Origin of the sequence: Methylobacterium sp. 1973 (assembly GCF_040545035.1) — a bacterium.
Classification (GTDB): domain Bacteria; phylum Pseudomonadota; class Alphaproteobacteria; order Rhizobiales; family Beijerinckiaceae; genus Methylobacterium; species Methylobacterium fujisawaense.
Genome location: NZ_JBEPLA010000007.1, coordinates 157,004 through 171,531, shown reverse-complemented (window position 1 = coordinate 171,531; position 14,528 = coordinate 157,004). Strand labels below are relative to the sequence as shown.

Annotated in this window: 15 protein-coding genes; 12 read left to right on the top strand and 3 right to left on the bottom strand. The window is 72.1% G+C overall.

The genetic code is table 11. The features are described 5' to 3' along the window. The first annotated feature begins 69 nt into the window (after positions 1-69). Entirely contained in the window at positions 70-549 is a 480-nt protein-coding gene (locus tag ABIC70_RS15650; RefSeq protein WP_043356918.1) for a hypothetical protein, read from the top strand. A 101-nt stretch (positions 550-650) separates the two neighbouring features. Here ABIC70_RS15650 and mnmE read toward each other — a convergent pair whose 3' ends face one another. Beyond that, positions 651-1,976 carry a tRNA uridine-5-carboxymethylaminomethyl(34) synthesis GTPase MnmE gene (mnmE, locus tag ABIC70_RS15645; RefSeq protein WP_354440045.1) on the bottom strand — a complete coding sequence of 442 codons (1,326 nt, stop codon included), beginning with the start codon at positions 1,974-1,976 and terminating at the stop codon, positions 651-653. 123 nt (positions 1,977-2,099) lie between these two features. On the opposite strand from mnmE, the gene bla reads away from it, so the two are divergent. The 5 genes from bla to ABIC70_RS15620 all read left to right on the top strand — a co-directional run bounded on the left by bla (position 2,100) and on the right by ABIC70_RS15620 (position 6,390). Continuing rightward, on the top strand, positions 2,100-2,978 hold the full coding sequence (bla, locus tag ABIC70_RS15640) for a class A beta-lactamase (protein WP_354440044.1): 879 nt from the start codon (positions 2,100-2,102) through the stop codon (positions 2,976-2,978). Positions 2,979-2,989: 11 nt separating this feature from the next. Next, positions 2,990-3,475: a YbaK/EbsC family protein gene (locus tag ABIC70_RS15635; RefSeq protein WP_354440043.1), complete on the top strand. Its 486-nt coding sequence runs from the start codon at positions 2,990-2,992 to the stop codon at positions 3,473-3,475. A 67-nt stretch (positions 3,476-3,542) separates the two neighbouring features. After that, positions 3,543-3,899, top strand: coding sequence for a hypothetical protein (locus tag ABIC70_RS15630; RefSeq protein WP_043356906.1), 357 nt, complete (start codon positions 3,543-3,545; stop codon positions 3,897-3,899). A 140-nt stretch (positions 3,900-4,039) separates the two neighbouring features. Beyond that, positions 4,040-4,888 (top strand): pantoate--beta-alanine ligase, encoded by an 849-nt coding sequence (gene panC, locus ABIC70_RS15625; protein ID WP_043759463.1) that lies wholly within the window; start codon positions 4,040-4,042, stop codon positions 4,886-4,888. A gap of 251 nt (positions 4,889-5,139) precedes the next feature. Next, entirely contained in the window at positions 5,140-6,390 is a 1,251-nt protein-coding gene (locus ABIC70_RS15620) for an OprO/OprP family phosphate-selective porin (RefSeq protein ID WP_287089120.1), read from the top strand. A gap of 41 nt (positions 6,391-6,431) precedes the next feature. Here the strand turns inward: ABIC70_RS15620 and ABIC70_RS15615 are convergent, their stop codons facing one another. After that, entirely contained in the window at positions 6,432-7,904 is a 1,473-nt protein-coding gene (locus ABIC70_RS15615) for an EAL domain-containing protein (protein WP_278306104.1), read from the bottom strand. 285 nt (positions 7,905-8,189) lie between these two features. Here ABIC70_RS15615 and ABIC70_RS15610 point away from each other — a divergent pair, with 285 nt between their 5' ends. Next, a complete protein-coding gene (locus ABIC70_RS15610) occupies positions 8,190-9,062 on the top strand; it encodes a MipA/OmpV family protein (RefSeq protein ID WP_051976115.1) in 873 nt (290 codons plus the stop codon). Between the two features lie 85 nt (positions 9,063-9,147). Then, the gene (locus ABIC70_RS15605) at positions 9,148-9,369 is read left to right on the top strand and encodes a heavy-metal-associated domain-containing protein (RefSeq protein WP_043353346.1); all 222 of its coding nucleotides are present in this window, start codon (positions 9,148-9,150) and stop codon (positions 9,367-9,369) included. A gap of 176 nt (positions 9,370-9,545) precedes the next feature. On the opposite strand, the gene ABIC70_RS15600 is transcribed toward ABIC70_RS15605, so the two are convergent. Further along, positions 9,546-9,695: a hypothetical protein gene (locus ABIC70_RS15600; RefSeq protein ID WP_164706362.1), complete on the bottom strand. Its 150-nt coding sequence runs from the start codon at positions 9,693-9,695 to the stop codon at positions 9,546-9,548. 416 nt (positions 9,696-10,111) lie between these two features. Between ABIC70_RS15600 and mnmG the strand changes: the two genes are divergently transcribed. From mnmG to ABIC70_RS15580, 4 genes are all read left to right on the top strand, one after another. Continuing rightward, complete coding sequence (gene mnmG, locus ABIC70_RS15595) at positions 10,112-12,019, top strand: tRNA uridine-5-carboxymethylaminomethyl(34) synthesis enzyme MnmG (RefSeq protein WP_053609614.1); 1,908 nt, start codon at positions 10,112-10,114, stop codon at positions 12,017-12,019. Beyond that, the gene (rsmG, locus tag ABIC70_RS15590) at positions 12,016-12,651 is read left to right on the top strand and encodes a 16S rRNA (guanine(527)-N(7))-methyltransferase RsmG (protein WP_354440042.1); all 636 of its coding nucleotides are present in this window, start codon (positions 12,016-12,018) and stop codon (positions 12,649-12,651) included. Before mnmG ends, rsmG begins: the two co-directional genes overlap by 4 nt. Continuing rightward, positions 12,648-13,505, top strand: a complete 858-nt coding sequence (locus ABIC70_RS15585; protein ID WP_043354859.1) for a ParA family protein — start codon at positions 12,648-12,650, stop codon at positions 13,503-13,505. The genes rsmG and ABIC70_RS15585 overlap by 4 nt, the downstream gene beginning before the upstream one ends. Before the next feature lie 61 nt (positions 13,506-13,566). Then, entirely contained in the window at positions 13,567-14,460 is an 894-nt protein-coding gene (locus ABIC70_RS15580; RefSeq protein ID WP_053609629.1) for a ParB/RepB/Spo0J family partition protein, read from the top strand. Positions 14,461-14,528: the final 68 nt, after the last annotated feature.

Here is a 14,528-nt window from a genome sequence, read left to right as displayed (position 1 = left end):
CCGGCGCGCCGCTATCCCCCCGGGAGGCCCCACGCTAGGCTGCGCCGAAACGGCCCCGGGTGAGATGCCGTGCGACGCCTGCTGAAGTTCCTCCACACGATGGGATCCGCCGGGCTGCTGGGGGCGATGGCGTCCCTGGTGGTCATGCTGAGCCTCGCGCCCGCGCCATCCGCCCTGGCGGGATACGCGGCGATGCGGGGCGCGATGGGGGCCGTGGCCACCTGGATCTTCCTGCCCGCCCTGGCGGTGACGCTGATGTCCGGCCTGCTGGCGATGGCCCTGAACCGCGCCTTTCTGAACGCCGGCTGGGCATGGCTCAAGCTCGCCACCGGGGTCCTGATGTTCGAGGGCGGCCTGGTCTACGTGCAGGGACCGATGAAGCAGGAGGCGGAGCAGAGCGCCCGGGCGCTGGCCGGCCTCGTCGATCCCGCCGTGCTGGCCGTGTCGCTCCCCGGCGAACGCGGGACCCTCTGGGTGCTGCTGGCGGTCGCGACCGCGAATGTCGCGCTCGGGATCTGGCGGCCCCGGATCCTGCGGATCCCCCAGTAGGCGCGCCGCATCCGCCGATCATCCCGGTCCCGGCGCGGCACGACCGGCGACGAAACCGGGAAAGCCGCGCCGAATGCCGCTTTGAGTTGCCGGCTATAGAACTACTTTCCGATGCAGAAGCCGCTGAACAACCGATCGAGCACATCCTCGACGCCGACATGACCCGCGACCTCGCCCAGCGCCCGGACGGCGAGACGCAGATCCTCCGCGGCGAGCTCCGGCAATCCGCCCGTGCCTTCGAGCAGGCGGTCGAGATGGCCCACGCAGGCTTCGAGCGCCGCCCTGTGCCGGGCCCGGGTGATCAGCGCATCGCCGGTGCCGAGACCGCATTCGGCCGCAGCCTGGATGGCATCCAGCAACCGCGCCATGCCGGCGCCCGTGCGGGCCGAAACCGCCGGACCGTCCGACGCCCGTTCCGTTTCTGAGCCGGCAAATAGATCGGCCTTCGTGCGGACCGTCAGGATCGGCGTGCGGGTCGGTCCGAGCTCCGGAACCGCCCCGTCGGGGGGCACCACGGCGATCACCAGATCGGCGCTGTCGATCCGCGCCCGCGTCCGCATGATCCCCTCCGCCTCGATCGGCTCCGCGGTCTCCCGGAGCCCGGCCGTGTCGACCAGCAGGACGGGCAGGCCGCCGAGGTCGAGCCGCACCTCGATGGCGTCGCGGGTCGTTCCCGGACGGTCCGAGACGATCGCCACGTCCCGTCGGCTGAGAGCATTGAGCAGGGTCGACTTGCCGCTGTTGGGTGCCCCGGCCAGCACCACCGTGAAGCCCTCGCGGAGGCGCTCGCCCCTCTGCCCGTCGCGCAGGGTCCCGGCGATCGCGTCGCGAAGCCGCGCGGCGCGGCCGAACAAGGCGGCGTCGAGCCCGGCATCGTCCACGTCGCCCTCGTCGGCGAAATCCAGCGCCGCCTCCGCGGCGGCGAGGCAATCGACCGCTTCCGCCCGCCACGCGGCCACTTGCCGGCTGAGGGCGCCGTCGAGCTGACGGAGGGCCTGCCGGCGCTGGCCCTCGGTCTCGGCATCGATCAGATCGGCGACGGCTTCGGCCGCGGCGAGATCCATCCGGCCGTTGAGAACCGCCCGACGGGTGAAGGCGCCCGGCTCGGCCGCGCGGCACCCGGGAAACCGGGCAAGCGTGGCGAGAACGCCCATCCGCACCGCCGCACCGCCATGGAGGTGCAGCTCGGCCATGTCCTCGCCGCTATACGTGTCCGGCCCCGGAAACCAGGCCACCAGAGCCCGATCGAGTTCGGTGCCGTCGGCCGGATCGCGCAGGCTTCGCAGGGACAGCCGGCGGGGTGGCGGCAGGCTCCCGCAAAGGGCGACGAGCACGTCGCGCGCGGCCGGGCCGCTGATGCGGATCACCGCGACGGCCGCGCGGCCGAAGCCGCTGGCCGGTGCGAAGAGGGTCTCGGCTTGGGTCATGATCCGGCAGGGTCGTGCGGAGGGGCAGAGTTTCACGTGAAACAGGTGCGGGTGCCCTATACCATTCCGGCGTCGCGGTGCCGCGCCGGGTTGCGGTGTCGCGCCCTCGAACCCGGATGCGCCATGCTCGTCACGACCCGCCGCACCGTCAGCCTCGGCCTGCTCGCCGCGCCCTTCACCCTGCCCCTGCGGGCCGCCGAAGCGGAGCCGGACTGGGGCGCCCTCGAGCGGCGGCTCGACGGTCGCCTCGGCATCGCGGCCGCCACGGCGGACCGCGTCCTCGCCGCCTATCGCGCGGACGCGCGCTTTCCGATGTGCAGCACCTTCAAGGTGCTGGCGGTGGCGGCGGTGCTGGCGCGGGTCGATACCGGCCGCGAGACCCTCGACCGGATCGTCGCCTACGGTCCCGGCGACCTCCTGAGCTACGCGCCGGTGACCCGGAAGGCCCTGGAGGCCGGTGCCGGGACAGGGCAGATGACCGTCTCGGATCTCTGCGCGGCCGCGATCGTGTGGAGCGACAACAGCGCCGCCAATCTGCTCCTGGCGAGCCTCGGCGGCCCCGAGGCGCTGACCGCATGGCTGCGCGGCACCGGTGACCCCGTCACCCGCCTCGACCGGACGGAGCCCACCCTCAACACGGCGCTCCCCGGTGACCCGCGCGACACGACCACGCCGGACGCCATGCGGGCGAGCCTGGGCCGGATCCTCCTGGGCACCGTCCTGTCGCCGGCGTCGCGCGGCCGGCTGGAAGCCTGGATGATCGCCTGCGAGACCGGGCGCAAGCGTCTGCGGGCTGGGCTGCCGCCCGACTGGATCGTGGGCGACAAGACAGGCAGCGGCGACAACGGCTCGGTCAACGACATCGCGATCCTGCGGCCGCCGGGGCGTGCACCGGTTGTCGTGGCGGTCTACGTCACCGGCTCGACGGCGTCCCCGGAGACCTACGCGGCGGCCTACGCGGAAATCGGCCGGCTCATCGCCGCGCGAGCACAGGCAGCCTGACCGGACGACCCATGAAGACCCCCGCCAAGACCACCCGCGCGACGCTCGTCCTGGACAAGGCCGGGATCCGCCACAGCCTCCACGTCTATGCGTACGATCCGGACGCCCCGCGCATCGGCCTGCAGGCTGCGGAGGCGCTCGGGGTCGCGCCCGGACGGATCCTGAAGACCCTGATGGCGGCCGTGGACGGACGGACGATCTGCCTGCTCGTGGCCTCCGACAAGGAGGTGTCGATGAAGCGGGTCGCCGCCGCCTTCTCGGGCAAGGCGGCGGCCATGCTCAAGCCCGCCGATGCCGAGCGGCTGACCGGCTACCATGTCGGCGGCATCAGTCCCCTGGGGCAGAAGCGGACTGTCCCGACGGCGATCGATGCCGGATCGCTGACCGACCCGGCGGCCGAGATCCACGTGAACGGGGGCGGTCGGGGCTTGCAGATCCGCCTGACCGAAGGCGATCTCGTCGGCGCCCTGAAGGCCCTCGTCGTGCCGCTCACGTGAGCGCGCGGTAATCATCCGTTTACCCTGCCGCCCCACGGTGACGCCTTCCGGCGGAGACGGGTACGGCATGCGGAAGACGGGACGAAGGGCGATGACGGCGCTCGGATTCGTCCTGCTGCTCGCGGGATCGGCCCGCGGGGCGGATCTCGACATCCGTGGAACCGCCGAGACGGGTGTGGGGGCCAGCCCGCGCTTCTTCCCGCGCAACGACGGGCTCGATCGCCGCCCGGTCTACGCCGTCCGGTCCCGTCCCGTGCCGGTGGGCTGCACGCCCCGCCGGGTGCCGGTGCCCACCAACGCGCCGGACGATCCGAGCTATGTCGGCTCCGAGTACGGCCTGGGGCATCCAAGCTATTACGGCTTCACGCCGCCGCCCGGCGTGGACGATCCCTTCGGCCGCTCCCTCCTGCCCTACTGCCCCTGACGCCGAAACACGCGCCATTCCGGAGACCGCGTCGCCGCGGCAGATCCAGGCCCGTGTTCACGCAGGCGGATCGGAGTGCCGGATTCCACCGCTCCGCATCATGCTCTAGACCGGCCCTGCCCTCCCCCGGAGCCCGTCCCGTGCCCGAGCCGACCCTTCAGCCCTTCCGTGATCTCGCAGCCCTGCGCCGATGCGTCGCCGCGTGGCGCGCGGCGGGTGAGCGCGTCGTCCTGATCCCGACCATGGGGGCCCTGCACGAAGGGCATCTCGCCCTCGTGGCCGAGGCGCGGCGGATCGGCCGCCGGACGGTGGCGAGCATCTTCGTCAATCCGACCCAGTTCGGCCCGAACGAGGATTTCTCCCGCTATCCCCGCGACCTGGAGACCGACCTGGCCCTGCTCGCGCAGGCCGGCGCGGATGCCGCCTGGACGCCCGGGGTGGAGACCATGTACCCGCCGGGCTTCGCCACCCGGATCGAGGTCGCAGGCCTGACCGAGGGCCTGTGCGGCCCGTTCCGGCCCGGCCATTTCGCCGGCGTCGCCACGGTGGTGACCAAGCTCCTCAACCAAGTCCGCCCGGACGTCGCCCTGTTCGGCGAGAAGGATTTCCAGCAGCTTCGGGTGATTCAGCAGGCCGTGGCGGATCTCGACCTCGCGGTGGAGATCCACGGCGTGCCGACCGTGCGGGAGCCCGACGGCCTCGCGCTGTCGTCGCGCAACCGCTACCTCTCTCCCGAGGAGCGTGCCGTCGCCCCGAAGCTCCAGGCGGTCCTGGGCGAGATCGCGGCGGCCTCCCGCAACGGCACCCCCGTGGCCGGGCGGATCGCCGCCGGGCGGGCGGCGCTGGAGGCGGCGGGGTTCCGGGTCCAGTATCTCGCGGTCTGCGACGCCCGGACCCTGGCGCCGGTGGAACGGGTCGACGGCCCGGCCCGCGTGCTCGCCGCCGCCTTTCTGGGCCGGACCCGGCTGATCGACAACCGCGCCGTGTAGGCTGGCCGGCCGCGGGCCGGCGGCGCGGGGATCGGGGGAATGCACCCCACAGCCGTCCCGCCGGGTGTTGCCCCCGGCCCCTCGACCGGCCCCTCGACCGCCCCCTCGACCGGGCGCGCGCCGTCGTGGCCGTCTGGCCACGGCCCTCGGACTTTTCGGATTTTGCGCCATCGGCTCATTGGCTCCGGCCGGCCGACCTGTTCTCTGCTGGGACCGTGAATGGACCGCGCACCGCTCCGGCCGTCCTGGCCATGTCCCTCGCCCTGGCGGTGCCCGCGGGCGCCGGGGAGGACGCGTTCGAGGGGATGGCCGGCCCGTACGGCGAGCGTCTTCGCGTCGATGCCAAGGGGCTGACCCTCACCTTCCCCGCGCCCGATGTGAAGCTCCAGATCGGCGGCCGGCTGCATATCGACGGCGGTGCGGCGGGTTTCAGCCGGCCGGACCTGCCCGAGGCCTTCCCCGACACCGTCGCCGTGCGCCGGGCCTGGATCGAGCCGACGCTCACCATCGGCCGCGACTGGGTGATCGCCTTCCAGTACGATTTCGCCGACCCGATGCTGCCGATCAACGACGCGCTGGTGGCCTGGAAGGGACTGCCGGACACGATCCTGACGCTCGGCAACATGAAGGAGCCCTTCAGCCTGGAATGGCTGCAGAGCAACAACGACACCCTGTTCGTCGAGCGCTCGGTGGCCAATGCCCTCGTGCCGGAGCGTCGCTTCGGCGTCGCGGCCGGGCATCACGGGCAGGCCTGGACCGCGGTGGCCGGCCTGTTCGGCAACGCCGCCAGCAACGGCATCGACGGCGATGGTGTCGCGGTGGCGGCCCGCGCCACCGTCGCGCCGATCATGACCGCCGACGAGACCCTGCATCTCGGCCTCGCCGGGATCGTCCGCAACCGGTCGCGGTCCGACGGAGCCTTCGGCTTCTCGAGCCCCGCGGGAGCCTTCCTGTTCGAGCGCCCCCTGGTGGACACCGGCGATCTCCCCGATGCCGCCAGCGTGTCCCGGCTCGGGGCCGAATTCGCCTATCGCCGCGGTCCGGTCCTGATCCAGGCGGAATACATCTACGCGGCGCTGCAGCCGTTCCGCGGCCCCGGACAATCCGGCTCCGCGCTCGACTTCCAGGGCGGCTATGTCGAGGCGGCGCTCGTGCTCAACGGCGAAGGCCGTGCCTACGCGCTGACGCCGCAGAGCGGCACCACCTACGCGACCTTCAGGGGCGTGGCGGTTCCGGAGGCGCAGCGTGTGTCCCGCGGCGGGATCGGCGTGTTCGAACTGGCCGCGCGCTACAGTGCCATCGACCTGAACGCCCGCGGCTTTCGCGGGGGCATGGAGCAGGACGTGACCCTCGGCCTGAGCTGGTATCCGGAGCCGAATCTGCGGCTGATCGGGAACGTCATTCACGGGCGCGTGCAGCCGGGGGAGGCCCAATCCGCGACCCTGGGCACGGCCCCGTTCTCGGTCGACACGGTGATCGCACGCCTGCAGATCTACTGGTGACGGCGCGTGCCGGGAAAGCCAGCGGCCTCAGCTGACGCCCGTCACACCGCCCGGCGCAGGACCGATCGGAACGGACGCCGTTCGGGCGTCGGTTCCGGGGGCGGTACGGGCTGCTCGACGGGCGGGGCGGCCAGAACCTCCGACCGGACCGGCCGCGGGGCCGCGAAGGCCGTGCCCTGGGCGAACGGCACGTCGAGGTCGATCAGGTCCGGGACGTCGGCCTCGTCGGCGACGCCGGTGGCGATCAGGCGGATGCCGGCCCGGGTCAGGGCCGGTGCGATGTCCTCCACGGCGATGTCGGACAGGCTGCCCCGGTCGGAGCGCGGGCGCAGCAGCATCTCGGCCGGGACCTTGACCTGACCGATGCCGCGGTCCGCGAATTCGGCCGCATCGAAGCGCAGGTCGTCCGGACGGTCGAGGCTGAAGCCGATCCGACCCCGGAGCGGCGCGAGCAGGCCCCGCTGGCCTGCATCGAGACGGCGCCAGCTCGCCTGCGGCAGGGCGATAGTCAGACCTGCCAGGGCCGGATCGTCGGTGGCGGTGCGGGCGAGCTCGCGCAGGAGCCCGGGCTCGAACAGCGACAGCGGCGACAGGCTGTAGGTCAGCAGCGTCTCGCTACCGCGCCGGGCGAGGTGACGTGCCACGATGGTGGCCCGCTGCAGCATGCGGCGGTCGAGTTCGGTGGTCCGTCCGAAGCGCTCCAGCACGGGCAGGAAGACCTCGGGCTCGGCCGGCGGAACGCCGGGGCCGCCGATCCGGAGCCGGGCCAGCGCCTCGTAGGCCACGACCTTGCGTTGAGGCAGGGTGACAACCGGCTGCAGATGGATCTCCAGACCGTCCCCTTCGAAGGCGCCGATGAGACCGGCCTCGTCGACGGGGGGAGCCGCGGGCCGGGGCGGGATCGGCCGCGGGGGGATCGGCCGTGCCGGGACGGATGGGGCCGGGTTCGGGGCCGGTTGCGGGTCCGGCGGAACCGCCTGCGGCCGGAGCGCCCCGTCCTCGCGCGGGGGGGCGGCCGACATCTGCGGACGCGGCAGGGCCGGGGCCGGGGCGGCGTCCGGAAGGGCCGCGCCGGGCGCCGCCTCGGGCTGCGGCCGGAGCGCCTCCGCCGGCCGGGCCTTGAGGGCCGCGATCTCGGCATCCTGCGCGCTCAGCACGGTGGTGAGGTCGCGCACGATGCCGCTGAGCAACCCGAATTCGACCGTCAATTCCTCGATCTGCGCCCGCAACGCCGCCTCGGCGGCTTCGGGGCGCGGCTGAGCCGCGGCGCCGGCCCCCGCCGTCTCGACCTTGAGCAGGCGCCGGGACAGCAGATCGACCTCGCCGGACAGCTTCTCGCAGCGCGCCTTCAGGGTGGCGATACGGGTCAGGGCGAGACCGCCGGCCAGGGCGGCGGCGGCGCCGAGCGTCATGGCACTCCAGAGCGGCAGGAACACCGCGAGTGGCCCGAACACGACGAGCCCAAGAAGGCCGACCGTCAACAGCCCCGCATACCGGCCGAGGACCGGGACCATCGTCTAACCACCTGCCGGGAACGCGCGCCGGTCGCCGGGGGACATCCCGAGCGAACCCCACCGGGCGCGAACCGAATCACTGGATCATTGGCCGGGCGCACCGGGCCCGGCAAGGCTCCGGGAGGAGGATGATGCGCCATCACCTGTTAATTCCGGGCGGTGTGACGCCGGCGCCCGCTGGAACGTTGCGGAATCATCACGGCGGATCCGATTGCGAGGCGCTCCGGGGAGGGTTGCGCGGCTTGCGAATGCGGAGGGGATGAAAAAGGGTCATAAAGCGTGGCCATGACGTTCGTCCCCCCGCGTACTTCCCGATTTCGCGCCGTTCTCGGCGCCGGCGCGCTCCTCGCGGCCTTCGGCGCGACCGCGCCGCAGGCCGCGGATCTCGGCGCAGATCTTCCGCGCACCACGCCGACCTTCGCGATGATCGATCCCAATACGTGGATCGTCACGCTGAGCGGCTCGATCCAGGCCGTGCCGCGCTATCCCGGCGCCAGCGACTACACGGCCGTCGGCTATCCCTCGATCGATATCCGCCGGGTGGGCGAGCCGCGCCGCTTCTCGACGCCGGATGACGGGTTCAGCCTGTCGCTGTTCGACACCGAGTCGTTCCGGATCGGCCCGACCGCGCGCTTCGTGCCGGGGCGCTATTACGGCGACGACCGGCGGCACCTTTACGGCTTCCGCGACGCCCGCTTCGCGGTGGAGCCGGGCGTGTTCGCGGAGTTCTACCCGGTCTCGTTCATCCGGACCCGCGTCGAGGTGCGCCAGGGCCTCTACGGTCACCACGGCACGGTCGGCTCGGTGGCGGCCGACTACCTGATCCCCGCGGAGAAATTCCTGTTCTCCATCGGGCCGCGCCTGAACATCGGCGATGCCAGCTACGCCCGGAAGTATTTCGGCGTCTCCCCGATCGAGGCGGCGCTGAACGGGCGCGTCACCCCCTACGACCCGCGCAGCTTCTACTCGGCGGGCGTGCTCGGCGGCGTGACCTACACGCAGAGCGAGACCTGGGCCTACACGGCCTATGCCGGCTACACCCGCATCCTGGGCGCCTCCGGCAACAGCCCGCTCGTGCGTCGACCCTTCGGCAATCCCAATCAGTACCAGTTCGGCCTGCGGATCGATTACGCCTTCCGGATGCCTGCGCTGTTCTGAGCCGCACGCACGGCTTGCACCGGTCGCACCCGGGCCCGACATCCCGGCGATACGACGGAAGGCGATACGGCTGATGGAGGCCCGGATGGACGAGACGCGCACCGACCTGCTGATGCGGGTGGAGGGGATGACCTGCGACGGCTGCGCCGCCGCGGTGACCCGCACGGTGAAGCGGATCGATCCCGCGGCCGACGTGCAGGTCGACCGGGACGCCGGGCGGGTGGCGATCCGCACCGGCGCGCAGGCGCTCACCCTCGCCGAGGCCCTGACCAAGGCCGGCTACACCGCGACGGCCATGACGGGCTGACGCCGAGTCGGGTCCCGGAACGCCGGATCCGGGGTGTCGGGCTGCGGCAGCAGATGTCGCGGCGCTCCATCGTCTTGGCCAAGCCGTCTTCCTGGCCAAGCCGTCATCCTGGCCAAGCAGGCGTCCTGACCGAGCAGGTATCGGGACGATGATGGCCGGCCTCCGAGGAACCCCGCTCAGGAGCGGCTCAGGAACATCCCCGTCAGCAGCAGGGCGAAGCCCGCGAGGCCGAACAGCCCTTCCTTGCGCTGGGTGCGGTCGAGGAAATGGGCGGCGGCGCCGGCCGCGCAGCAGGCGGCCCCCAGACCGATCGTCAGGGACGACATGTCGAATCTCCTCATCCCGCGTCGCCCCGCGACGCGGCGAAACAGCCCCTCTCGTGAGCCTGCCGGACGGCGCTGTCCGTTCAGGATGAAGTCACGGCGCAAGACTTGCACGGTCCGGGGTGACTGGCAAGCGACGATAGCCAAGTCCTCACGCATCCTTCACGAGCAATGCTTGAGGTGACGATAGATCTTGGCGCTTCGATCGCACCGAATATCGTATCCATTTGCGGCTTCGACCGCCGACCAGGACGGAGGCCGCGTCTGGCAAAGGACGACGGGGACGCGTTGACCGCCGCGCCCGCCCCCGCTTAGACCTCCCGGAAGAACCGCCGCCCCCGGGCTCCAGTCCGGAGGACAGCGGGTGTGCGTCACCCGCATCCGCGGCGGGATGTCTGCGAAAGGCTGCTCGTCACCCCATGCTCACCACCTCCTCCGCCCGGTTCGACGTCGCGGTCGTCGGCGGCGGCCATGCCGGCGTCGAGGCCGCGGCCGCGGCGGCGCGCTGCGGCGCGCGCACGGCGCTGGTCACCCACGATCCGGCGACGATCGGGGCGATGTCGTGCAACCCGGCCATCGGCGGTCTCGGCAAGGGCCATCTCGTCCGCGAGGTCGACGCCCTGGACGGGCTGATGGGTCGCGTCGCCGACGCGGCGGGCATCCAGTTCCGCCTGCTCAACCGCCGCAAGGGACCGGCGGTGCGCGGCCCCCGGACCCAGGCCGACCGCAAGCTCTACGCCGCCGCCATGCAGGCCGCCGTCGCCGAGACCGCGGGGCTCACGGTGATCGCGGGCGCCTGCGAGGATCTGACCTTCGACGCGGATGGCCACCTCTGCGGCCTCGGTCTGGCGGATGGGCGCACCCTCGCCTGCGGCGCGGTGGTGCTGACCACCGGCACCTTCCTGCGCGGGCTGATCCATATCGGCGAGCGGCAGATCCCGGCGGGCCGGGTCGGCGAGGCGCCGGCGATCGGGCTGGCGCAGACCCTCGACCGCCTCGGCCTTCGCCTCGGACGCCTGAAGACCGGCACGCCCCCGCGCCTCGACGGACGGACCATCGATTGGTCGGGCCTGGAGATGCAGGAGGCCGACGCCGAGCCGGTGCCGTTCTCGACGCTCACCGAGCGGATCACGACGCCACAGATCCGCTGCGGCATCACCCGGACGAGCCAGGCCGTCCATGACCTGATCCGCGCCAACCTGCACCGCTCGCCGATGTATTCCGGCGGGATCGCCAGCCGGGGCCCGCGCTACTGTCCGTCGATCGAGGACAAGGTCGTGCGCTTCGGCGACCGGGAAGGGCACCAGATCTTCCTGGAGCCCGAAGGCCTCGACGATCCGACGATCTACCCGAACGGCATTTCCACGGCGCTGCCGGAGGAGGTCCAGCACGATCTCGTCCGCCTGATCCCCGGGCTGGAGCGGGCCGCGATCCGCCGGCCGGGCTACGCCATCGAGTACGATTACGTCGATCCCCGGGAACTCGATGTCGGCCTGCAGGTGAAGCGCCTGCCGGGCCTGTTCCTGGCCGGCCAGATCAACGGCACCACGGGCTACGAGGAGGCGGCCGGCCAGGGGCTGGTGGCCGGTCTCAACGCCGCTCGGCACGCGGGCGGCCGCGGCATCGTGGGCTTCGACCGGGCCGAGTCGTATCTCGGCGTGATGATCGACGACCTCGTGACCCAGGGGGTCAGCGAGCCCTACCGGATGTTCACCTCGCGCTCGGAGTATCGGCTGTCCCTGCGGGTCGACAATGCCGACGCCCGGCTGACGCCGCGGGGGATCGCGCTGGGCTGCGTCGGCGGAGACCGGGCAGCCCATTACGCGGCCGGACAGGCGGCCCTGGACGAAGCCCGCGCCCGCCTCGAAGCCGTGAGCCTGACGCCGAGCCAGGCCGCGTCCCATGGGATCAGCCTGAACCGCGACGGCATCCGCCGCACGGGCTTCCAGCTGCTGGCCTATCCGGAGATCGCGTGGTCCGATCTGGCAGCGGTGTGGCCGGACCTCGCGGATGTCGCCCCGCGGATCGCCGACCGGATGAAGACCGACGCCACCTACGCGGTCTATCTCGATCGTCAGAACGCCGACATCGCGGCCTTCCGCCGGGACGAGGCGGTGCGCCTGCCGCCGGCCCTGGATTACGCGACGATCAGCGGGCTCTCCAACGAAATGCGGGTGAAGCTCGAGACCGTGCGCCCCGGGACCCTCGGACAGGCGGCACGGATCGAGGGCGTGACGCCGGCGGCCCTGACCCTGCTGGCCGCGCATGCGCGGCGCGGCGCCCGATCGGTCCCGGTCGCGGCCCCCGTGGACCCGCTTTCGGCATGAGCGATCCGGATCGCGCCCGCGTCCTCGCGGCTGCCGGTGTTTCACGTGAAACAGCCGAGCGGCTCGACCTCTACGTGGCCCAGCTGCGGCGCTGGCAGCCCATCAAGAACCTCGTCGGCCCGGCGACGCTGACGGAGGTCTGGAGCCGCCATATCGACGACGCGCTCCAGCTGCTCGACCTGGCACCGGAGGCGCGCACGTGGCTCGATCTCGGCTCCGGCGCGGGCATACCCGGCCTGATCCTGGCCATCGCCGGCCAGGAGCGCGGCATCCGGGTGGACCTCGTGGAGAGCAACGCGCGCAAATGCGCCTTCCTCACCGAGACCGCACGGCTCACCGGAGCCCCGGCCCGGGTGCGCAACGCCCGGATCGAGGCGGTGATCGGGGACTATGTCGGCACCGACATGGTCTGCGCCCGCGCCCTCGCGCCGATGACGCAGCTCCTCGCCTGGACCGAGCCTCTGTTGAAAACGGGCACCACCGGACTGTTTCCGAAGGGCCGGGACGTACAAGCCGAATTGACCCAGGCCGGCGCGCAGTGGACAGTCGTTAACGACCTCGTGCCGAGCCGGACCGATTCCGATGCCCGGATCGTGCGCGTCACTGCCCTCGCCGCCCCGAGCCACCGATGAGCGAAGCGATCCTCGGCGATTCCGCCGACCGGTCCATGGATTCATCCATGCGACGCCCTCTGCGCGTTCTGGCGCTCGCCAACCAGAAGGGCGGCGTCGGCAAGACCACGACGGCGATCAACCTCGGCACCGCCCTGGCGGCGATCGGCGAGGATGTGCTGGTGATCGATCTCGATCCGCAGGGCAACGCCTCCACGGGTCTCGGGATCGACCGCGCCAAGCGTAGGGTCTCGACCTACGAGGTGATGGCCGGCGAGGCCTCCCTGGCGCAGGCCGTGGTCCCCACGGCCGTGCCGCGGCTGTCCCTGGCGCCCTCGACCATGGACCTCCTCGGCTTGGAGCTGGAACTGGCCACCCTGCCCGACCGGGCGCACCGGCTGCGCAGCGTCCTGAAGAGCCTGACCCAGGCGCCGAGCCTCAGCCGGATCAGCTACGTGCTGATCGACTGCCCGCCCTCGCTCAACCTGCTGACCATCAATGCCCTGGCGGCGGCCGACGCGGTGCTGGTGCCGCTGCAATGCGAGTTCTTCGCCCTGGAAGGCCTCAGCCAGCTGCTGCGCACCGTCGAGCAGGTCCGCGGCGCCCTGAACCCGAAGCTGACGATCCAGGGCATCGTGCTGACGATGTTCGACCCGCGCAACAACCTCTCCGCCCAGGTGGTGGCGGATGTGCGCGGGTTCATGGGCGACAAGGTCTACGAGACCGTGATCCCGCGCAACGTCCGGATCTCCGAGGCGCCCTCGCACGGCAAGCCGGCGCTGCTGTACGACCTGAAATGCGCCGGCAGCCAAGCCTACCTGCGCCTCGCCTCGGAGGTGATCCAGCGCGAGGGCCGGGTTCCGGCCGCGGCCTGATTGATTTGAGCCCCCTCCGGTTCGAAGAGGGGGAGTGTGGAGCGTGACACGGGTGGCGATCATGGCGGAGGAGGGGGCGAAGCCTCGACTGGGGCGCGGGCTCGCGGCGCTGATCGGCGATTTCAACGAGGCGGGCCGTGGGTCGGCCAAGGCCGAGGAGCAGCGCAAGGTTCCGATCGAGTTCCTGCGTGCCAACCCGCGCAACCCGCGCCGGAGCTTCGCCGAGACGGAGCTGTCGGAGCTCGCGGTCTCGATCGGCCAGCGGGGCATCATCCAGCCGATCGTGGTGCGGCCGATCGGCGACGTGCCCGGCACCTTCGAGATCGTGGCCGGCGAGCGGCGCTGGCGGGCGGCCCAGCGCGCCGGCCTCGACGAGGTGCCGGTGGTGGTGGTCGAGATCGACGACCGGGGCTCCCTGGAATTCGCCATCCTGGAGAACGTCCAGCGCACCGACCTCAACGCGATCGAGGAGGCGTCCGGCTACGAGCGCCTGATGAAGGATTTCTCGTACACGCAGAAGGAGTTGGCCGAGATCCTCGGCAAGAGCCGCAGCCATCTGGCCAACACGCTCCGGCTGCTCAACCTGCCGCTCTCCGTGCAGGAGCGGGTCTCCGCCGGCGAGCTGACCGCCGGTCATGCCCGCGCCCTGCTGGCGGTGCGCGATCCCGAGGCGACGGCGCGCCGCGTCGTGGCCGAGGGTCTGTCGGTCCGGGACGTGGAGGCCATCGCCTCCGCGGAGGCCGCGCCGGCCGAGGCACCCCGCCCCGGGCGCCCGCGCCTCTCGGCCGAGCGCCCCGCGCCGGTGCGCGATCTGGAGTTGCGGATCCACCGGGCGCTCGGCGTCCCGGTTTCCTACAAGCCGAAGGACGCCGATTCGGGCGAGATCCGCATCCGCTACGAGACGAAGGACGAGCTTCAGGCCCTGCTCAACCGGTTCAAGGTCTCGGACGCCTGATCGGGCCCCCTGCCCTGCCGGTGGCGCTCGCAGGCGGGAGCGCGTGCCGTATCGGTGGCCGGAGCGCG